We start from the raw sequence: 13,544 nt of genomic DNA, 5'->3' as shown, positions 1-13,544 counted from the left end.
GTCAGGGCTTCCTCATGATGAAGCGGAGGCGGACATAGTCCGCGATAGTGCTGCCGACCGTATCGGCGACGGCATCAGCGATCGGCTGGCGCTCCTCGTGCGGCACCCCCGCACGGTCGAGCCAGCCGGCGCGGAAGGTGAGCACCCATGCGGCGACGCCATGGGCCAGCTCGGTCGGCCGCTCGATAAGCCGGGCGTCGATGTCCTTGAACCCGGCCTGTTCGTAGACGGCAATGAATTCCTCAGGCGTCGGATACCAGTTGGAAGCATAGGTCGGCGGGCCAAAGCCGCGCAGCACAAGCTCATTGTCGAGCGCCTCGCGAAGCCGGGCCAGGTTGCCCTCCCCGCCCATTTCCCCGGCAAAGCGCCCGCCGGGCTTCAACGCGAACCAGATCGCCCGCGCCGCCCGTTCCTTGGCAAGAACCCAATGCAGCGTGGCGTTGGAAAAGGCCGCGTCGAACGCTTCGCCGAACTTCAGATCCGCCGCGTCCATCAGCCGGGCATCGAGTCCCTTGGCCTTGGCCGAGGCGACCATCGACAGGCTGTTGTCGATCCCCACGACATCCGCGCCGGCCTGCTTGATCTTGAGCGTCAGAGTCCCGTCGCCGCAGCCGACATCGAGAATATGCTCCCCGGACCTTGGCGCCAGCAGGTCGAGCGCCGCCTGCCCCAGCTCGGGCACGAAGCCGCCGATGCGGGCATAGTCGGCCGCGTCCCATTGCGAGGTCGAGGCGGGAACGTCGGTCAGAGCGTCTTCACCCACTCGCGATAGTCGGCTTCGCTCATCAGCCCTGCCAGCTCACTCTCGTCGGCCAGCTTCAACTTGAAGAACCAGCCCTCGCCCTCCGGGTCGCGGTTGATCAGCGAGGGGTCGTCGGCCAGCGCGCCGTTGCCCTCGACGACTTCGCCGGCGACCGGCGCATACACGTCGCTCGCGGCCTTGACCGATTCGACCACGGCGGCGTCATCGCCCTTGGCGAGCGAACGGCCCGCATCGGGAACCTCGGCGAAAACAATATCACCAAGCGCCTGCTGCGCATGGTCAGAAATGCCAACGGTCGCCACGTCGCCTTCGACGCGGATCCATTCATGCTCCTTGGTGAAATAAAGGCTCATTACGCAGCTCCCTGCTTGCGGTGGTAGCGGTGGGGGACGAAGGGCATCGGCGTGACCGAGGCCTGGAACAGCTTGCCGCGCTGTTCGAGCGTGAGCGCGGTGCCCTCCTCGGCCAACGCCGTCGCGACATAGGCCATGGCGATTGGCCGGCCAAGCGAGGGCGAATGGCCGCCGCTGGTAACCCTGCCGATCTCATTGCCTTCCCGGTCGAGCACCAGCGCGCCCTCGCGCACCGGCTGGCGCCCCTCGACGAGGAGGCCGACGCGCTTTTGCGGCGGGCCGTCGGCGAGCTGGCCAAGAATCCGCTCCGCCCCGGCAAAGCCGCCCTGTTCGCGGCGGCGCTTGGCGATGGCGAAGGTGAGGCCGGCCATGACCGGCGTGGTGTCGCAATCAAGGTCGTGGCCGTAGAGCGGCAATCCCGCTTCGAGCCGCAGCGAATCGCGCGCACCAAGGCCGATTGGCCTGACCCGCTGATCGGCGATCAGCAGATTCGCCAGCTTCTCGGCATGCGTCGCGGGCACCGACAGTTCGAATCCGTCCTCGCCAGTATAGCCCGACCGGCCGAAGCCCAAGGCCACGCCCTCCCAATCGCGGGAAGTGCCCTGCATGAAGCTCAGTGCGTCGCCAACGCCGGGAAACAGCGAGTCGATCACCGCCGCGGCCTCCGGCCCCTGCAACGCCAGCAGCGCGCGGTCAGTGAGATGTTCCAGCTTCACCCGCGCCGGCAACCGCTCCTCAAGGTCGGCGATGTCTCCATATTTGGTCGCCCCGTTGACGACCATATAATAGGCCTCGTCTCCGCCCTCGGGGGTGACGTTGGTGACCATCAGGTCGTCAATCACTCCGCCTTTGTCGTCGAGCAGCAGGGAATAGCGGATTCGACCGGGCTTCAGGCCGATGATGTCACCGGGCAACAGCGTTTCGAGCGCCTCGGCGACGCCGGTGCCGGTCAGCAACAACTGGCCCATATGACTGACGTCGAACAGACCGGCGTGGTTCCGGGTCCACAGATGTTCGGCCATGATGCCTTCATACTGGACCGCCATGTCATAACCCGCGAACGGAACCATCCGCGCGCCGCGCGCGCGATGCCAGCCGTCAAGCGGCAGAGTGGCCAAATTGTCCGTCGATTCCGTCATCCGCTCGCCTTTCGAAAGCCCGCCGCGCGAACGGTCGCCCGCTCCCGCTTGCAATTCGGGCCCCCTTCTGTCGCGGCGACCTGAGAGCTTTCCTCCAGCCGCGAGGCCAGAGTTACCCCTTCGGTGGTCCCTGCTTGTACAGGAACGCTTTCCAGAGCGTCGGCCAGGCGCGGTCCTTCAGCCTGAGAGATTCCGGGGGCGGTTGCTCCTTCGGCGCCCCGGTCGAACCGGGGTCTCTCCCGCGCTAGCCTTCCACCAGGACCGAAACCCCGACGGATGACGAGGCCGCTCTGACCGCCAGCCGCGATAGAGTCAATCAGCGCGTTGCGTTGTAGCGCAGCTGGTCCTGGGTCAATTGGAAGCCGATCAGATGTTCGAAGGTCGCTCGTGCAACGGCGTCGCGGACCTTGGGATCGGAAAGCGGATCGATCGCTGCGTCCGCGTCGCCCGAACGCCGCTCGCGTGTCAGTTCGCGGCGCACGTCTTCGGGAAGCGTTGCCGCGGCCCGCGAAACGCGGATAGTTGCCTGGCTGGAGGTTTGCGCGCGCTGGCTTCCTGCGGCGAAGTTCAGCGCGACATTGCCTACCTGCTTGGCAACCACGTCGGTGCCGCCCTGCATCGCGACAGTGAAGAAGGGCAGGACGACGCTGCGCGCAGCACCCCGGTCGCCGCGGGTCGCGACCACGTCGAAGGTCGCCGTCGAAATAATCTCGCCACCTGTATCGTCGCAGGTCGAACGGACATTGGTGATAGCAGCGGACACGTCGATCGCGGCGGCATCGGTGCGATTCGACGGATCGAACAGGGTGATGTCCCCGGTGGCCGCCGGAATGCCGACCTGCGGGCACATCGAACGGGTGACGTAAATGCCGCCCTGCGCGACCTCGCCCTCACGCGAGCAGGCCGCGGCCAGGAGAATCAGGGCAACGGCGGAAAGGCGGCGCTTCACGATGATCTGTTCCTTCAAACGCAGGATGCAATGTTGGCTCGTTCATAGGAAGCGCCTTGGCTGGCTGCAAGCAATCGCTTACATGCGCCGCCATGGCCTCTGCCAAGCCCCCGCTCCACCTGTTGATTGCCGCCCCGCGCGGCTTCTGCGCCGGTGTCGACCGCGCCATCCGCATCGTCGAGCTGACGATCGAGCGTTATGGACCGCCGGTCTATGTCCGGCACGAGATCGTCCATAACCAGTTCGTGGTCGACCGGCTGCGCGGCATGGGCGCGGTGTTCGTCAAGGAACTGGACGAGGTCCCCGACGGGCGGCCGGTGGTCTTTTCCGCGCATGGCGTGCCCAAGGTCGTTCCGGCCAACGCGGAAGCGCGCGGGCTCGACTATCTCGACGCGACTTGCCCGCTGGTGAGTAAGGTCCACCGTCAGGCCGAGCGGCTGATCAGGGCCGGGCGGCACATTCTCTTTATCGGGCACGCCGGCCACCCGGAGGTGATCGGTACCTTCGGCCAGGTTCCCGAAGGGTCGATGACCCTGATCGAAACGGTCCAGGACGTGGCGAAGATCGACATTGCCGATCCGCTAAACCTGTCGTTCCTCACCCAGACGACGCTGTCGGTCGACGATACGCAGGCCATCGTCGACGCATTAAAGACCCGCTTTCCCGCGATCGAGGTCCCGCGCAGCGAGGATATTTGCTACGCCACTTCCAACCGCCAGGCGGCAGTAAAGGCGATCGCCCTGGAGTGCGAACGCGTGCTCGTGATCGGCTCGCCGACTAGTAGCAATTCGCTTCGGCTGGCCGAAGTCGCCGAGCGCCAGAATGTTCCCGCCCGGCTTATCCAGCGGGCCGCCGATATCGATTGGGATTGGATTGGCCAGCCTCGCGCAATCGGCCTCACCGCCGGGGCGTCGGCTCCGGAGATACTGGTGCGTGAAGTGGTCGACGCGCTGGCCGAGCGATTCGCGGTCACCGAGACGATCGCCGAACACACGGTCGAGAATATGATTTTCAAGCTGCCCCGCAAGCTGGTTGCCTGATGGACCTACCCGAGGTCGAGATTTTTACTGACGGCGCATGCAAAGGCAATCCGGGACCGGGCGGCTGGGGCGCGGTCTTGCGCTTCGGGGACCGGGAGCGTGAGCTTTCCGGCGGAGAATCGCCGACGACCAATAACCGCATGGAGCTGATGGCCGCGATCGAAGCACTGAAAGCGCTGAAACGGCCGTGCCGGGTGCAGCTGACCACCGACAGCAATTATGTGCGCGACGGGATCACTAAGTGGATCCACGGCTGGCGCCGCAACGGCTGGAAGACCGCCGACCGGAAACCGGTCAAGAATGCCGAGCTATGGCAGGCGCTGCTCGACGCCACGGCCCCGCATCGGATCGATTGGCACTGGGTCAAGGGCCATGCCGGCCATCCCGAGAATGAACGCGCCGACGCGCTCGCATGCGCCGAGGCCGAGGCCCGGCGCTAGCAAACAAAGATCGGGGGGCGAGGGTCAGCCTCGCCCCGCAAACTGGTTACCGCTTCGGCAGGAAGCTCACTTCCCGCATCATATATTCGCCGGTGATCGACCGGATGTTCGGATAGACGCTGGTCGTCGTGCTTCTTGTCGCGGCTTCGTTCGCGGTCCCCCAAGCCTTCATGAATGCGTCATAGCGGGCCTTGTTGGGCCCAAGATCGCTAGTATTAGCGAAGGTGGTGACCAGCATGACGTTGAAGTCGCCTCCGTTCGGCATGTCGCTGACATAGACGTTATAGCTTTGCATATGGCCCAGCTTCTTGGCCACCTCATTGCTGGCTACCCAGGTGTTGCGGATACCCTGCAGATAGTCCTCGACCATATTCTCCTTTACCTTGACGGTGGTCACGGTCGATACGGAATCGCTGACGGTATAGTCTTGGTAGGGCTTCAACTGCGCGGCGGCGGGAGCCGACAGGGCTACGGCCAGGCCAATGGCCAGAAACTGCTTTTTCATACGAGGTTCCTTTCCTTGGGCGAGCGTCCACTAGCCGGTGGTCCGCGATGGCGGCCAAAGCTCCTCGGGATCAGAAAATCGCCCCCCGCACTGACTGGCGCTTATTTTTGATTAATGACAAGGTTTTTTAAGAATATTTAACAACATCGGGTTGCGCCTGACGGCGCGATGTCAGCGATTGCCGACCACGAAATCGGTCGCGCTGATGTCGGCAAGTGCGGCCGACGGGGCTGCGCTGCGGATGAGATTGGCGCACAGTAGCGACGCCGCAGGCGCAGTCTGGATTCCCATGCCGCCCTGCCCGACGCACCAGAAAAATCCCTCGACCTCAGGATCGAAACCGAACTTCATCTTCCGGTCTGGGGCAAAGGTCCTGAGGCCCGCCCATTTATGCTCGACCGCCTCCACCGGCCAGTCGACCGCCTTCTCAAACCGGTCGATGGCGATGGCCACGTCCAACTCCTCGGCGGCAGTGTCGCACGGCTCGACCGGTGTCTCGTCGAGCGGGCAAACCCAGACGCTATTGTCTGTCTCGCCCTTGAAATAGAAGCTTTGGTGGCTGTCAGTGACGAACGGCAAGTCGCGAAGTCCTGTGCGGCCGATGCGCAGCTGCGCAACGGTTCGCCGCATCGCCTGCAGGCCGACCGGTTTGACACCGGCCCGCTCCGCCACCTGGTCGCCCCAGGCGCCCGCCGCGTCGACCAACACGCCGGCTTCGATCGCTCCGGCGCTGGTTTCGACAATCCACTGCGCGGCGCCGCGTCGGGCCGACAATAAAGCGGAGTCGGTCCGCACCGCGCCACCTTTTTGCCGGACCGTGGCCAGGCACGCCTGGTGGAACGCCGCCACTTCGATGTCGGCGCAGCTCGCCTCGTACCAGGCCCCGGTCCATTGCGCGCGAAGGCCCGGGACCAGCGCGTCGAGTTCGGCGCGCTCGACCCGGATCGGCAGGTCGCTTCCGGCGAGGGAGCCGGCCTCCTCGAACTCTTCGCCGCATGGCCCGGTCAGGTGCAGCGCGCCGCGCGGCCGGAGCAGCGGAACCGTACTGCCCGGCCAGCCAGCTTCGAACATCGGCCGGGAAGCCAGGCTCAATCGCCGCTCGGCGCTGTCGCCGCCAAGGCTTGCCTGCCAGAATGCGGCGGAGCGCCCAGTGGCATGGCGGCCGCATTGCTCCTCCGCCTCGATGATCAGGACGCGCATGTCCGCCGCGAGCCTCGCGCCGAGGCTGGCTCCGGCGATCCCGCCACCGACAATCAGGACATCGACGCGCTCCATCGTCGCGTTGGTTACGGTTTGGAAAGGCGCGCCGTCTAGGGGTGGCGCATGATGAACAGCGGATTCACCCTTGTCCTGTATGGCCTTCTGGCCGCGATGCTCCTCTGGATCGCGATCCAGGACGTTCGGACCTACACCATCTCTGACCGCCTCAACGCCGCCATCGCGCTGATGGCGCCGTTGAGCTGGTGGGCAGTCGGCCTGCCGATCTGGCCCGACGCGGCGATCCGTGTCGCCGTGGCGATCGCCGTATTCCTGCTATTCGCAGGCGCATTTTACATCGGCGCGATGGGCGGAGGCGACGTCAAGCTCGCCGGCGCCCTCGCCCTGTGGTTCGCTCCGATCGAAGTTTTGATGCTGATCATCATCATGTCGATCGTCGGCGGAGCGCTGACTCTTATCGTCGTCGGGGTGCACCGCGCGCGCCGGAAAACCGGCCGTCCGGAGGTTCCGTACGGCGTCGCCATCGCGTTGGGCGCAGCATGGTTACTCGCCCAACGCTTTCTTAACCATTTTGCCTGATGGTCAGTGATCATTGAGGGGACCCTTTAGGGGAGGCGTGTTCGCCATGGACGTGAAGAAAGTTGCGCTGCTCATCGGAGCGCTGGTCATTGCGGTGGTTACCGCGGTTATGGCCAAAAACATGTTCACCGGAGCGGGGGCCGAACAGGCCAATGCCGCACCTGTCGTGCCGCTGGGACCGAAAGTCCTGGTTGCGCGAAAGGCTCTTCCGGTTGGCACCATCATCGATGCCGAAAGCCTTGCCTTCCAGGCCTGGCCCAAGGAATTGGTGCAGAACGCCTACTACACCGAAGGCTCGGCCGACGCCGATATGCAAAAGCTGATCGGAACCGTGGTACGCAATCCGGTTACCGCCGGTCAGCCGCTTACTCGCGGCGCGCTCGTCGGACCTGGCGACCGCGGCTTCCTTGCTGCTGCGCTTGGCCCGGGCATGCGTGCGGTCACCATCCCCCTCGACAAGGAAACCTCGGGCGTGGGCGGCTTCGTCTTTCCGGGTGACCGGGTCGATCTTGTTCTGACCCAGGACATTGTCGGGGGCGGGGAAGGTCCGCCGCTCAAGGTTTCTGAAACCGTCGTCCGCAACATTCGCGTTCTCGCCATCGACCAGAAGATCGACGGCAAGACCGAAGACGGCAAGATCGAGGCCACCAAGGCCGACACGGTCACGCTTGAAGCGACCCCGCGGATTGCCGAAAAGATCGCCGTGTCGCAGTCGATGGGTAAGCTGAGCCTCGCCCTTCGCTCGATCGCCGACAATGCGGCTGAGCTCGAGCGCGCTGTCGCTTCGGGTGAGGTCAGAGTCCCGGCAGGTGTCAGCGCGGCACAGGAGCGGCAAATGCTGCTCGCTGTCGCCAACCGCCCGGCCGACAACAATACGACATTCGTGACAGGTGGTGATGTGTCGCGCTTCCAGCGCCGCAGCATCCCCGCCAAGGTTGGTTCGGACGCGCCTGCAGCCCCGGCTGCCGCCGGTACGGGCTCGCCGGGGGTCCCGGCCGGTCCGACCGTCCGCGTCGCCCGCGGCAACACTGTCACCGTCGTTCCCGTGGGAGCTCGCTAAGATGACCAGCACCAACATCCGCCGCCGTGCCAAGCTGGGCACTGCCCTGGCCGCGCTGGCCCTGGGCCTCGGCAACATCGCCGTCGCTTCCCCCGCGCTGGCTCGTCCGGCCGGTACCTTCAAGCCCAGCGGGCAGGTGCTGCTTTCGGTCGGCGAAGGCCAGATGGTGTCGCTGCCAGCCAGCGTCAGCGACGTCTGGACCTCTAACCCGAACGTGGCCGACGTCCATGTGACGAACCCGCGGCAGATCAACCTGTTCGGCAAGGACGCCGGCGAGGCCACGGTCATCGCGACGTCCGCGAACGGGTCGGTGGTCTACGCGACCAATATCCGCGTCAGCCAGAATATCACCTCGGTCAACCAGATGCTTCGGGCGGCCATGCCGGAATCGAACATCACGGTAACCACGGTCGGTCAAATGGCGGTCATCAACGGCACCGTCGCCTCCCCCGAGGATGCGGCGCAGGCCGAAGCGCTGGTCCGCTCCGCGCTTAACCCGGGAGTCGATACTTCGCAGCCCGGCGCGATGCTGAAGATCGTTCCGGTCAACCGGCTGCGCACCGCGACGCCGCTGCAGGTTAACCTGCGCGTGCGGATCGCGGAAGTGAACCGCAGCTACCTGAAGCAGGTTGGCGTGAACCTCTTCTCGGCGGACACCACCAGTGGCTTCCAGTTCGGCATCGGTCAGGGCACTCGCGGCTCGGTCACCAGCGTCGGTGGCGGCTTCGGTGTCAACCCGCTGGTGACCGGCGGTACCACGCTCGGCGCTGCCGGGAAGCTGTTCGGCCTCGATATTGCCAGCGCGCTCGATCTTGCTGCCAAGGACGGCCTGGTCAGCATCCTCGCCGAACCGAACTTGACCGCACTGTCCGGTGAAACCGCCAGCTTCCTCGCCGGTGGCGAATTCCCGATCCCGGTGTCGCAGGGCCTCGGCTCGGTGACGATCGAATACAAGCAGTATGGCGTCGGCCTGGCCTTCACGCCGATCGTCCTGGCTGACGGCCGCATCTCGATGCGTGTCCGGCCGGAAGTCAGCGAACTCAGCAACGAAGGCTCGGTCAAGTTCGGCGACGTCCTTGTCCCAGCACTAACCACGCGCCGCGCCGAAACGACGGTCGAGCTTGGCTCGGGCCAATCGTTCATGATTGCCGGCTTGCTGCGCAACACCAACACCAATGACATCAGCAAGGCACCATTCCTGGGGGACATCCCCATCCTCGGCGCCCTGTTCCGGTCGACCAGCTACAAGCGGGCCGAGACCGAATTGGTGATCGTCGTCACGCCGTACCTGGTGCGCCCGATCTCGGGCCAAATGGCGCTGCCGACCGACGGCTACCGTGCCCCGACGATGGGCGACATGGTGCTTGAGGGCCAGACCTACATGGGCACGAGCCCGCGTCCGGTCCCGGCCTCTCCCGCTCCGGCGCTCAGCGGCGCTGCCGCGGGAAGCTCCGCAACCGCCAGCCCCGGCTTCAAGCTGTGACCGGCTCCGCGCAAAGGAAGGAACAGACGATGCGCTGTCATTTCGCTCTCCTGGCCCTCGCCGCCGCGCTTGCCGGCTGCAGCCAGCATGCCCCGGAAGCGGCCCCTCGCGGCGTTTCCTCGGTGAATGTCCCCGTGGTTGCGCGAACCCAGTTCGTGTTTGACGCGGCCGCGCCCGACGGGTCGCTGGCGCCGTCTGAGGCCGCCCGCCTCGACGGTTGGTTCCAGTCGCTCAACCTTGGCTATGGCGACTCGATTTATGTCGATGGCGCCTATGCCTATGGCGCCCGCGGCGATGTCGCCCGGCTTGCCGGCAATTACGGCATGATGGTCAGCGACGGTGCACCGGTCACCGCGTCCGCCGTTCCTCCAGGATCGGTCCGGGTGGTGGTCAGCCGCACCCGCGCCCATGTGCCCAACTGCCCTAACTGGTCGGTCCCGTCGAACCCCAATTTCGACAATGCCACCATGTCCAACTTCGGTTGCGGTGTGAACAGCAACCTCGCCGCGATGGTCGCCAATCCCGAGGACTTGGTCCACGGGCGCGAAGGCAGCGTCGTCGGTGATGCCCAGACTGCAAGCAAGGCCGTCCGTTCCTACCGTGCGGCTCCGCCGACCGGGACGAAGGGCCTGCAGGAAGTCAACACCAAGAAGGATGGCCAGTGATGAACGCTCCGTTCCAGGCACGAGCAGGTCTGCGAGACCCCTTCACCGCCTTCGTCTGTGACGAGGCCACGGCCGACATGCTGCGTCCGGTTGCGGTCGAGCATGGCTGGTCGCCCGAGAAGGTCAATAAAGGCGGCCTGCGCAACGCGGTCCAGTCGCTATCGGTTTCGGCAAGCCCGACGATCCTGTTCGTCGACCTTTCGGAATCGGCCGACCCCCTCAACGATATCAACGCGCTAGCCGAGGTTTGCGAACCCGGGACGGTGGTGATCGCTGCGGGCCAGGTCAACGATGTCCGGCTTTACCGTGACCTCGTCGCCAGCGGCATCCATGATTATCTGCTGAAGCCGTTCACGGTCGACCAACTGCGCGACACCTTCGCCCATGCCCAGGCCATCCTGTCGGGGCCGCGCGGCGAAGCGCAGGCGGACAAGCCGCATGTCATGACTGCCGTTATCGGCGTTCGCGGCGGCGTCGGAGCTTCGACCATCGCTACCAGCCTGGCTTGGCTGCTCGGCGAAAAGGCCAACCGCTCGACCGCGCTTCTCGACCTTGACGTCCACTTCGGGACCGGCGCCCTGGCGCTGGATCTGGAACCTGGCCGCGGCCTTACCGACGCGATCGAGAACCCGAGCCGGATCGACGGCCTGTTCATCGAACGGGCAATGATCCGCGCCAACGAGCGGCTCTCGGTCCTGTCGGCCGAGGCTCCGCTCCACCAGCCGCTGATCACCGACGGCACGGCCTTCTTCCAGCTTCAGGAAGAAATGAAGAACGCCTTCGAATCGACCGTTCTCGACCTGCCACGGCAGATGCTGATCCAATATCCGCACATGGTGCATGACGCCCATGTCGCGGTGATCGTCAGCGAACTGACGCTGGCGGCGACGCGCGATACCATTCGAGTCCTCGCCTGGCTGAAATCCAATGCCCCGCAAACCAAGGTCATCGTCGCGGCCAACCGCGTCTCGACCGGCGGAGCACTGGAAATCACCAAGAAGGATTTCGAACAGTCAATCGAACGAAGTGTCGACATCGTCTTCCCTGAAGACCGCAAGGTCGCAGCGCAGGCGGCGAAGCTCGGGAAGCCGATGGCGGAGATCGCCACAGGCAAGATGGCCGCGCCCTACACCCAGCTGTCGAACATGGTCCTGAGCCATGCCAGCGAAGAAGGCGCGACCGCTGAAACCAAGTCTTCCGGCGGGAAGACGCTGGTCGACAATCTGAAGTCAATGCTGGCCAAGCCGAAAGCCAAGGCCGCGTAACTTAGGGTTGCCGGGGGACGGGAGTGCCCGCCTCCCCCGGTCAACCATCAGGACGAACGGACGGATCATGTTGTATATCATCATCATTGCGGTCGGCGTCCTCGGGGTCTTGCTGATGGGCGGCAAGGCGCTGGGCGGGCCAAATCCGGCGAAGTCGGCCAAGCGGCGGATGGAGCTGGTCAAGGAGCGCCACGCCGAAGGCGGCGTCCTGGCTGCTAACGCCCAGGCGCAGATCCGCAAACTGATGGCCGCGCGCGCAAGCCGGATGGACAGCTGGGCATCGACGCTGATCCCTCGCCCGGCGCTCATGCGCAAGCGGCTCGAGCAGACCGGCAAGTCGATCTCGCTCGTGAAATATCTGACCTCGTCGCTGGGCTTGGCCGCGTTCGTCGCGGCCCTGCTGATGATCAAGGGCGCGCCCTTTCTGCTCGCCTTCTTTGCCGGCCTGTTCATCGGGACCGCGGTCCCGCACTTCGTGATCGGCTTCCTGATCAAGCGGCGCATCGCCAAGTTCACCGCAAACTTCCCGGACGCCATCGAACTGATGGTCCGGGGCCTGCGCTCGGGCCTTCCGATCACGGAGACCCTGGGCATCGTCGCCAGCGAAATCGCCGGCCCGGTCGGACTGGAATTTCGGGCTGTCTCCGACCGCATGAAAATCGGCCGGACGATGGAGGCCGCGCTTCAGGAAACGTCGGACCGCCTCGGCACGCCCGAATTCCAGTTCTTCGTCATCACCTTGGCGATCCAGCGGGAAACCGGCGGCAACCTTGCCGAAACGCTGTCAAACCTTGCTGACGTGTTGCGCAAGCGATCCCAGATGAAGCTCAAGATCAAGGCGATGAGTTCCGAATCCAAGGCCTCGGCCTACATCGTGGGTTCGCTCCCGTTCGTGGTGTTCTCGCTCGTGTGGATGGTCAACCCGGCCTACATGAGCGGCTTCTTCGTCGACGAGCGGCTGATCATCGCCGGACTGGGCGGCCTGTGCTGGATGGGCATCGGCGTTTTTATCATGGCCAAAATGGTCAACTTCGAAATCTAGGCGGAATCGACGATGGCACCTCCCAGCGGACCTACTCTCCTCGGCGTCGACGTCATGTGGGTTGCAACCGTGCTCAGCGCGGTGGCGACCCTGGCGGTGATGGTCGCCATCTACGCCGCGACGACGGTCAAGGACCCCATGGCGCGCCGAGTGAAGGCGCTCAACGAACGGCGCGAGCAGTTGAAGGCTGGCATCGTTGCCTCGACCAACAAGCGCAAGAAACTGACCAACAAGAATGTCGCCGCGGACCGCGTGCGCGGCATCCTCAGCAGCTTCAAGATGCTGCAGGACGACCAGATCAAAAAGACCCAGGTCCGCCTGATGCAGGCCGGCATCCGCAACAAGGACCTGGCATTCTTCATCATCTTTGCCCGCTTCGTCCTTCCGGTTTTTCTCGGGATCGGCGCGATCGGGCTGATCTATGGCATCGACTATTTCCCCGATTGGTCGTGGTTCAAGAAATATGCGACCGTCGCCGGCACCCTGGTCGGCAGCTACAAGGCCCCTGACCTGTGGCTGTCCAACAAGGTCAAGAAGCGCAGCGACGCGGTCCGCAAGGGCCTGCCCGACGCGCTCGACCTGCTGGTGATCTGCGCCGAAGCTGGCCTTACCGTCGACGCCGCCTTCAACCGCGTCGCCAAGGAATTGGGCAAGGCCTATCCCGAACTGGGCGATGAATTCGGCCTTACGGCGATCGAGCTGGGCTTCCTTGCCGAGCGCCGCCAGGCCTTTGAAAACCTCGCCACCCGGATCGACCTCGAGGCCATCCGCGGCGTGGTCACGACCATGATCCAGACCGAAAAATATGGCACGCCGCTCGCCTCGGCGCTGCGCGTCCTGTCGGCCGAATTCCGGAACGAGCGCATGATGCGCGCCGAGGAAAAGGCGGCTCGCCTGCCCGCGATCATGACCGTGCCGCTGATCCTGTTCATCCTGCCGACCCTTTTCATCGTCATCCTCGGGCCGGCCGCCTGTTCGATCAGCGACAACCTGTTCAAGCAATAACGCTACCCTCGGGGGCGGGATATCGCCGTCGTTCCTTG

The 13,544-nt window shown here is 64.8% G+C and carries 15 protein-coding genes and 2 riboswitches; of the genes, 9 read left to right on the top strand and 6 right to left on the bottom strand.

Annotation, left to right across the window (positions count from 1 at the left end):
• Position 1: 1 nt before the first annotated feature.
• From FMM02_RS09565 to FMM02_RS09550, 4 genes are all read right to left on the bottom strand, one after another.
• On the bottom strand, positions 2-763 hold the full coding sequence (locus tag FMM02_RS09565; protein WP_246104766.1) for a class I SAM-dependent methyltransferase: 762 nt from the start codon (positions 761-763) through the stop codon (positions 2-4).
• Entirely contained in the window at positions 745-1,116 is a 372-nt protein-coding gene (gene gcvH, locus FMM02_RS09560; RefSeq protein ID WP_147494623.1) for a glycine cleavage system protein GcvH, read from the bottom strand. Before gcvH ends, FMM02_RS09565 begins: the two co-directional genes overlap by 19 nt.
• On the bottom strand, positions 1,116-2,255 hold the full coding sequence (gcvT, locus tag FMM02_RS09555; protein ID WP_147494622.1) for a glycine cleavage system aminomethyltransferase GcvT: 1,140 nt from the start codon (positions 2,253-2,255) through the stop codon (positions 1,116-1,118). The genes gcvH and gcvT overlap by 1 nt, the downstream gene beginning before the upstream one ends.
• A gap of 66 nt (positions 2,256-2,321) precedes the next feature.
• A riboswitch (glycine riboswitch) is annotated at positions 2,322-2,411 on the bottom strand.
• 4 nt (positions 2,412-2,415) lie between these two features.
• A riboswitch (glycine riboswitch) is annotated at positions 2,416-2,507 on the bottom strand.
• Positions 2,508-2,571: 64 nt separating this feature from the next.
• Entirely contained in the window at positions 2,572-3,204 is a 633-nt protein-coding gene (locus FMM02_RS09550) for a hypothetical protein (RefSeq protein ID WP_187107756.1), read from the bottom strand.
• 92 nt (positions 3,205-3,296) lie between these two features.
• Here FMM02_RS09550 and ispH point away from each other — a divergent pair, with 92 nt between their 5' ends.
• Together ispH and rnhA are read left to right on the top strand one after the other, a co-directional pair.
• A complete protein-coding gene (gene ispH, locus FMM02_RS09545) occupies positions 3,297-4,244 on the top strand; it encodes a 4-hydroxy-3-methylbut-2-enyl diphosphate reductase (RefSeq protein WP_147494621.1) in 948 nt (315 codons plus the stop codon).
• A complete protein-coding gene (gene rnhA, locus FMM02_RS09540) occupies positions 4,241-4,684 on the top strand; it encodes a ribonuclease HI (protein WP_147494620.1) in 444 nt (147 codons plus the stop codon). Before ispH ends, rnhA begins: the two co-directional genes overlap by 4 nt.
• Positions 4,685-4,730: 46 nt before the next feature.
• Here rnhA and FMM02_RS09535 read toward each other — a convergent pair whose 3' ends face one another.
• Both FMM02_RS09535 and FMM02_RS09530 read right to left on the bottom strand, forming a co-directional pair.
• Positions 4,731-5,189, bottom strand: coding sequence for a hypothetical protein (locus FMM02_RS09535; RefSeq protein ID WP_147494619.1), 459 nt, complete (start codon positions 5,187-5,189; stop codon positions 4,731-4,733).
• Between the two features lie 171 nt (positions 5,190-5,360).
• Entirely contained in the window at positions 5,361-6,464 is a 1,104-nt protein-coding gene (locus FMM02_RS09530; RefSeq protein ID WP_147494618.1) for an NAD(P)/FAD-dependent oxidoreductase, read from the bottom strand.
• A 48-nt stretch (positions 6,465-6,512) separates the two neighbouring features.
• Between FMM02_RS09530 and FMM02_RS09525 the strand changes: the two genes are divergently transcribed.
• The 7 genes from FMM02_RS09525 (at position 6,513) to FMM02_RS09495 (ending at position 13,506) form a co-directional block, all read left to right on the top strand.
• On the top strand, positions 6,513-6,986 hold the full coding sequence (locus tag FMM02_RS09525) for an A24 family peptidase (protein ID WP_246104765.1): 474 nt from the start codon (positions 6,513-6,515) through the stop codon (positions 6,984-6,986).
• Positions 6,987-7,032: 46 nt separating this feature from the next.
• Entirely contained in the window at positions 7,033-8,046 is a 1,014-nt protein-coding gene (cpaB, locus tag FMM02_RS09520) for a Flp pilus assembly protein CpaB (protein ID WP_147494617.1), read from the top strand.
• A gap of 1 nt (position 8,047) precedes the next feature.
• Positions 8,048-9,529, top strand: coding sequence for a type II and III secretion system protein family protein (locus tag FMM02_RS09515; protein ID WP_147494616.1), 1,482 nt, complete (start codon positions 8,048-8,050; stop codon positions 9,527-9,529).
• A gap of 29 nt (positions 9,530-9,558) precedes the next feature.
• Positions 9,559-10,194, top strand: a complete 636-nt coding sequence (locus tag FMM02_RS09510) for a CpaD family pilus assembly protein (RefSeq protein WP_147494615.1) — start codon at positions 9,559-9,561, stop codon at positions 10,192-10,194.
• Entirely contained in the window at positions 10,194-11,459 is a 1,266-nt protein-coding gene (locus FMM02_RS09505; RefSeq protein WP_147494614.1) for a pilus assembly protein CpaE, read from the top strand. Before FMM02_RS09510 ends, FMM02_RS09505 begins: the two co-directional genes overlap by 1 nt.
• 67 nt (positions 11,460-11,526) lie before the next feature.
• A complete protein-coding gene (locus FMM02_RS09500) occupies positions 11,527-12,501 on the top strand; it encodes a type II secretion system F family protein (protein ID WP_147494613.1) in 975 nt (324 codons plus the stop codon).
• Between the two features lie 12 nt (positions 12,502-12,513).
• Positions 12,514-13,506, top strand: coding sequence for a type II secretion system F family protein (locus tag FMM02_RS09495; RefSeq protein WP_147494612.1), 993 nt, complete (start codon positions 12,514-12,516; stop codon positions 13,504-13,506).
• Positions 13,507-13,544: the final 38 nt, after the last annotated feature.

It is taken from the genome of Sphingomonas xanthus (assembly GCF_007998985.1).
GTDB classification, from domain to species: domain Bacteria; phylum Pseudomonadota; class Alphaproteobacteria; order Sphingomonadales; family Sphingomonadaceae; genus Sphingomicrobium; species Sphingomicrobium xanthum.
Note: the sequence above shows the minus strand (reverse complement) of the source record. Positions and strands in the feature narration are given on the sequence as shown.

Excerpts from the sequence above, each read along its gene's own strand:
- gcvT (WP_147494622.1), bottom strand. The coding sequence starts at position 2,255 with ATGACGGAATCGACGGACAATTTGGCCACTCTGCCGCTTGACGGCTGG.
- ispH (WP_147494621.1), top strand. The coding sequence starts at position 3,297 with ATGGCCTCTGCCAAGCCCCCGCTCCACCTGTTGATTGCCGCCCCGCGC.
- FMM02_RS09525 (WP_246104765.1), top strand. The coding sequence starts at position 6,513 with ATGATGAACAGCGGATTCACCCTTGTCCTGTATGGCCTTCTGGCCGCG.
- FMM02_RS09495 (WP_147494612.1), top strand. The coding sequence starts at position 12,514 with ATGGCACCTCCCAGCGGACCTACTCTCCTCGGCGTCGACGTCATGTGG.
- FMM02_RS09505 (WP_147494614.1), top strand. The coding sequence starts at position 10,194 with ATGAACGCTCCGTTCCAGGCACGAGCAGGTCTGCGAGACCCCTTCACC.
- cpaB (WP_147494617.1), top strand. The coding sequence starts at position 7,033 with ATGGACGTGAAGAAAGTTGCGCTGCTCATCGGAGCGCTGGTCATTGCG.
- FMM02_RS09535 (WP_147494619.1), bottom strand. The coding sequence starts at position 5,189 with ATGAAAAAGCAGTTTCTGGCCATTGGCCTGGCCGTAGCCCTGTCGGCT.
- gcvH (WP_147494623.1), bottom strand. The coding sequence starts at position 1,116 with ATGAGCCTTTATTTCACCAAGGAGCATGAATGGATCCGCGTCGAAGGC.
- FMM02_RS09515 (WP_147494616.1), top strand. The coding sequence starts at position 8,048 with ATGACCAGCACCAACATCCGCCGCCGTGCCAAGCTGGGCACTGCCCTG.
- FMM02_RS09500 (WP_147494613.1), top strand. The coding sequence starts at position 11,527 with ATGTTGTATATCATCATCATTGCGGTCGGCGTCCTCGGGGTCTTGCTG.
- FMM02_RS09530 (WP_147494618.1), bottom strand. The coding sequence starts at position 6,464 with ATGGAGCGCGTCGATGTCCTGATTGTCGGTGGCGGGATCGCCGGAGCC.
- FMM02_RS09510 (WP_147494615.1), top strand. The coding sequence starts at position 9,559 with ATGCGCTGTCATTTCGCTCTCCTGGCCCTCGCCGCCGCGCTTGCCGGC.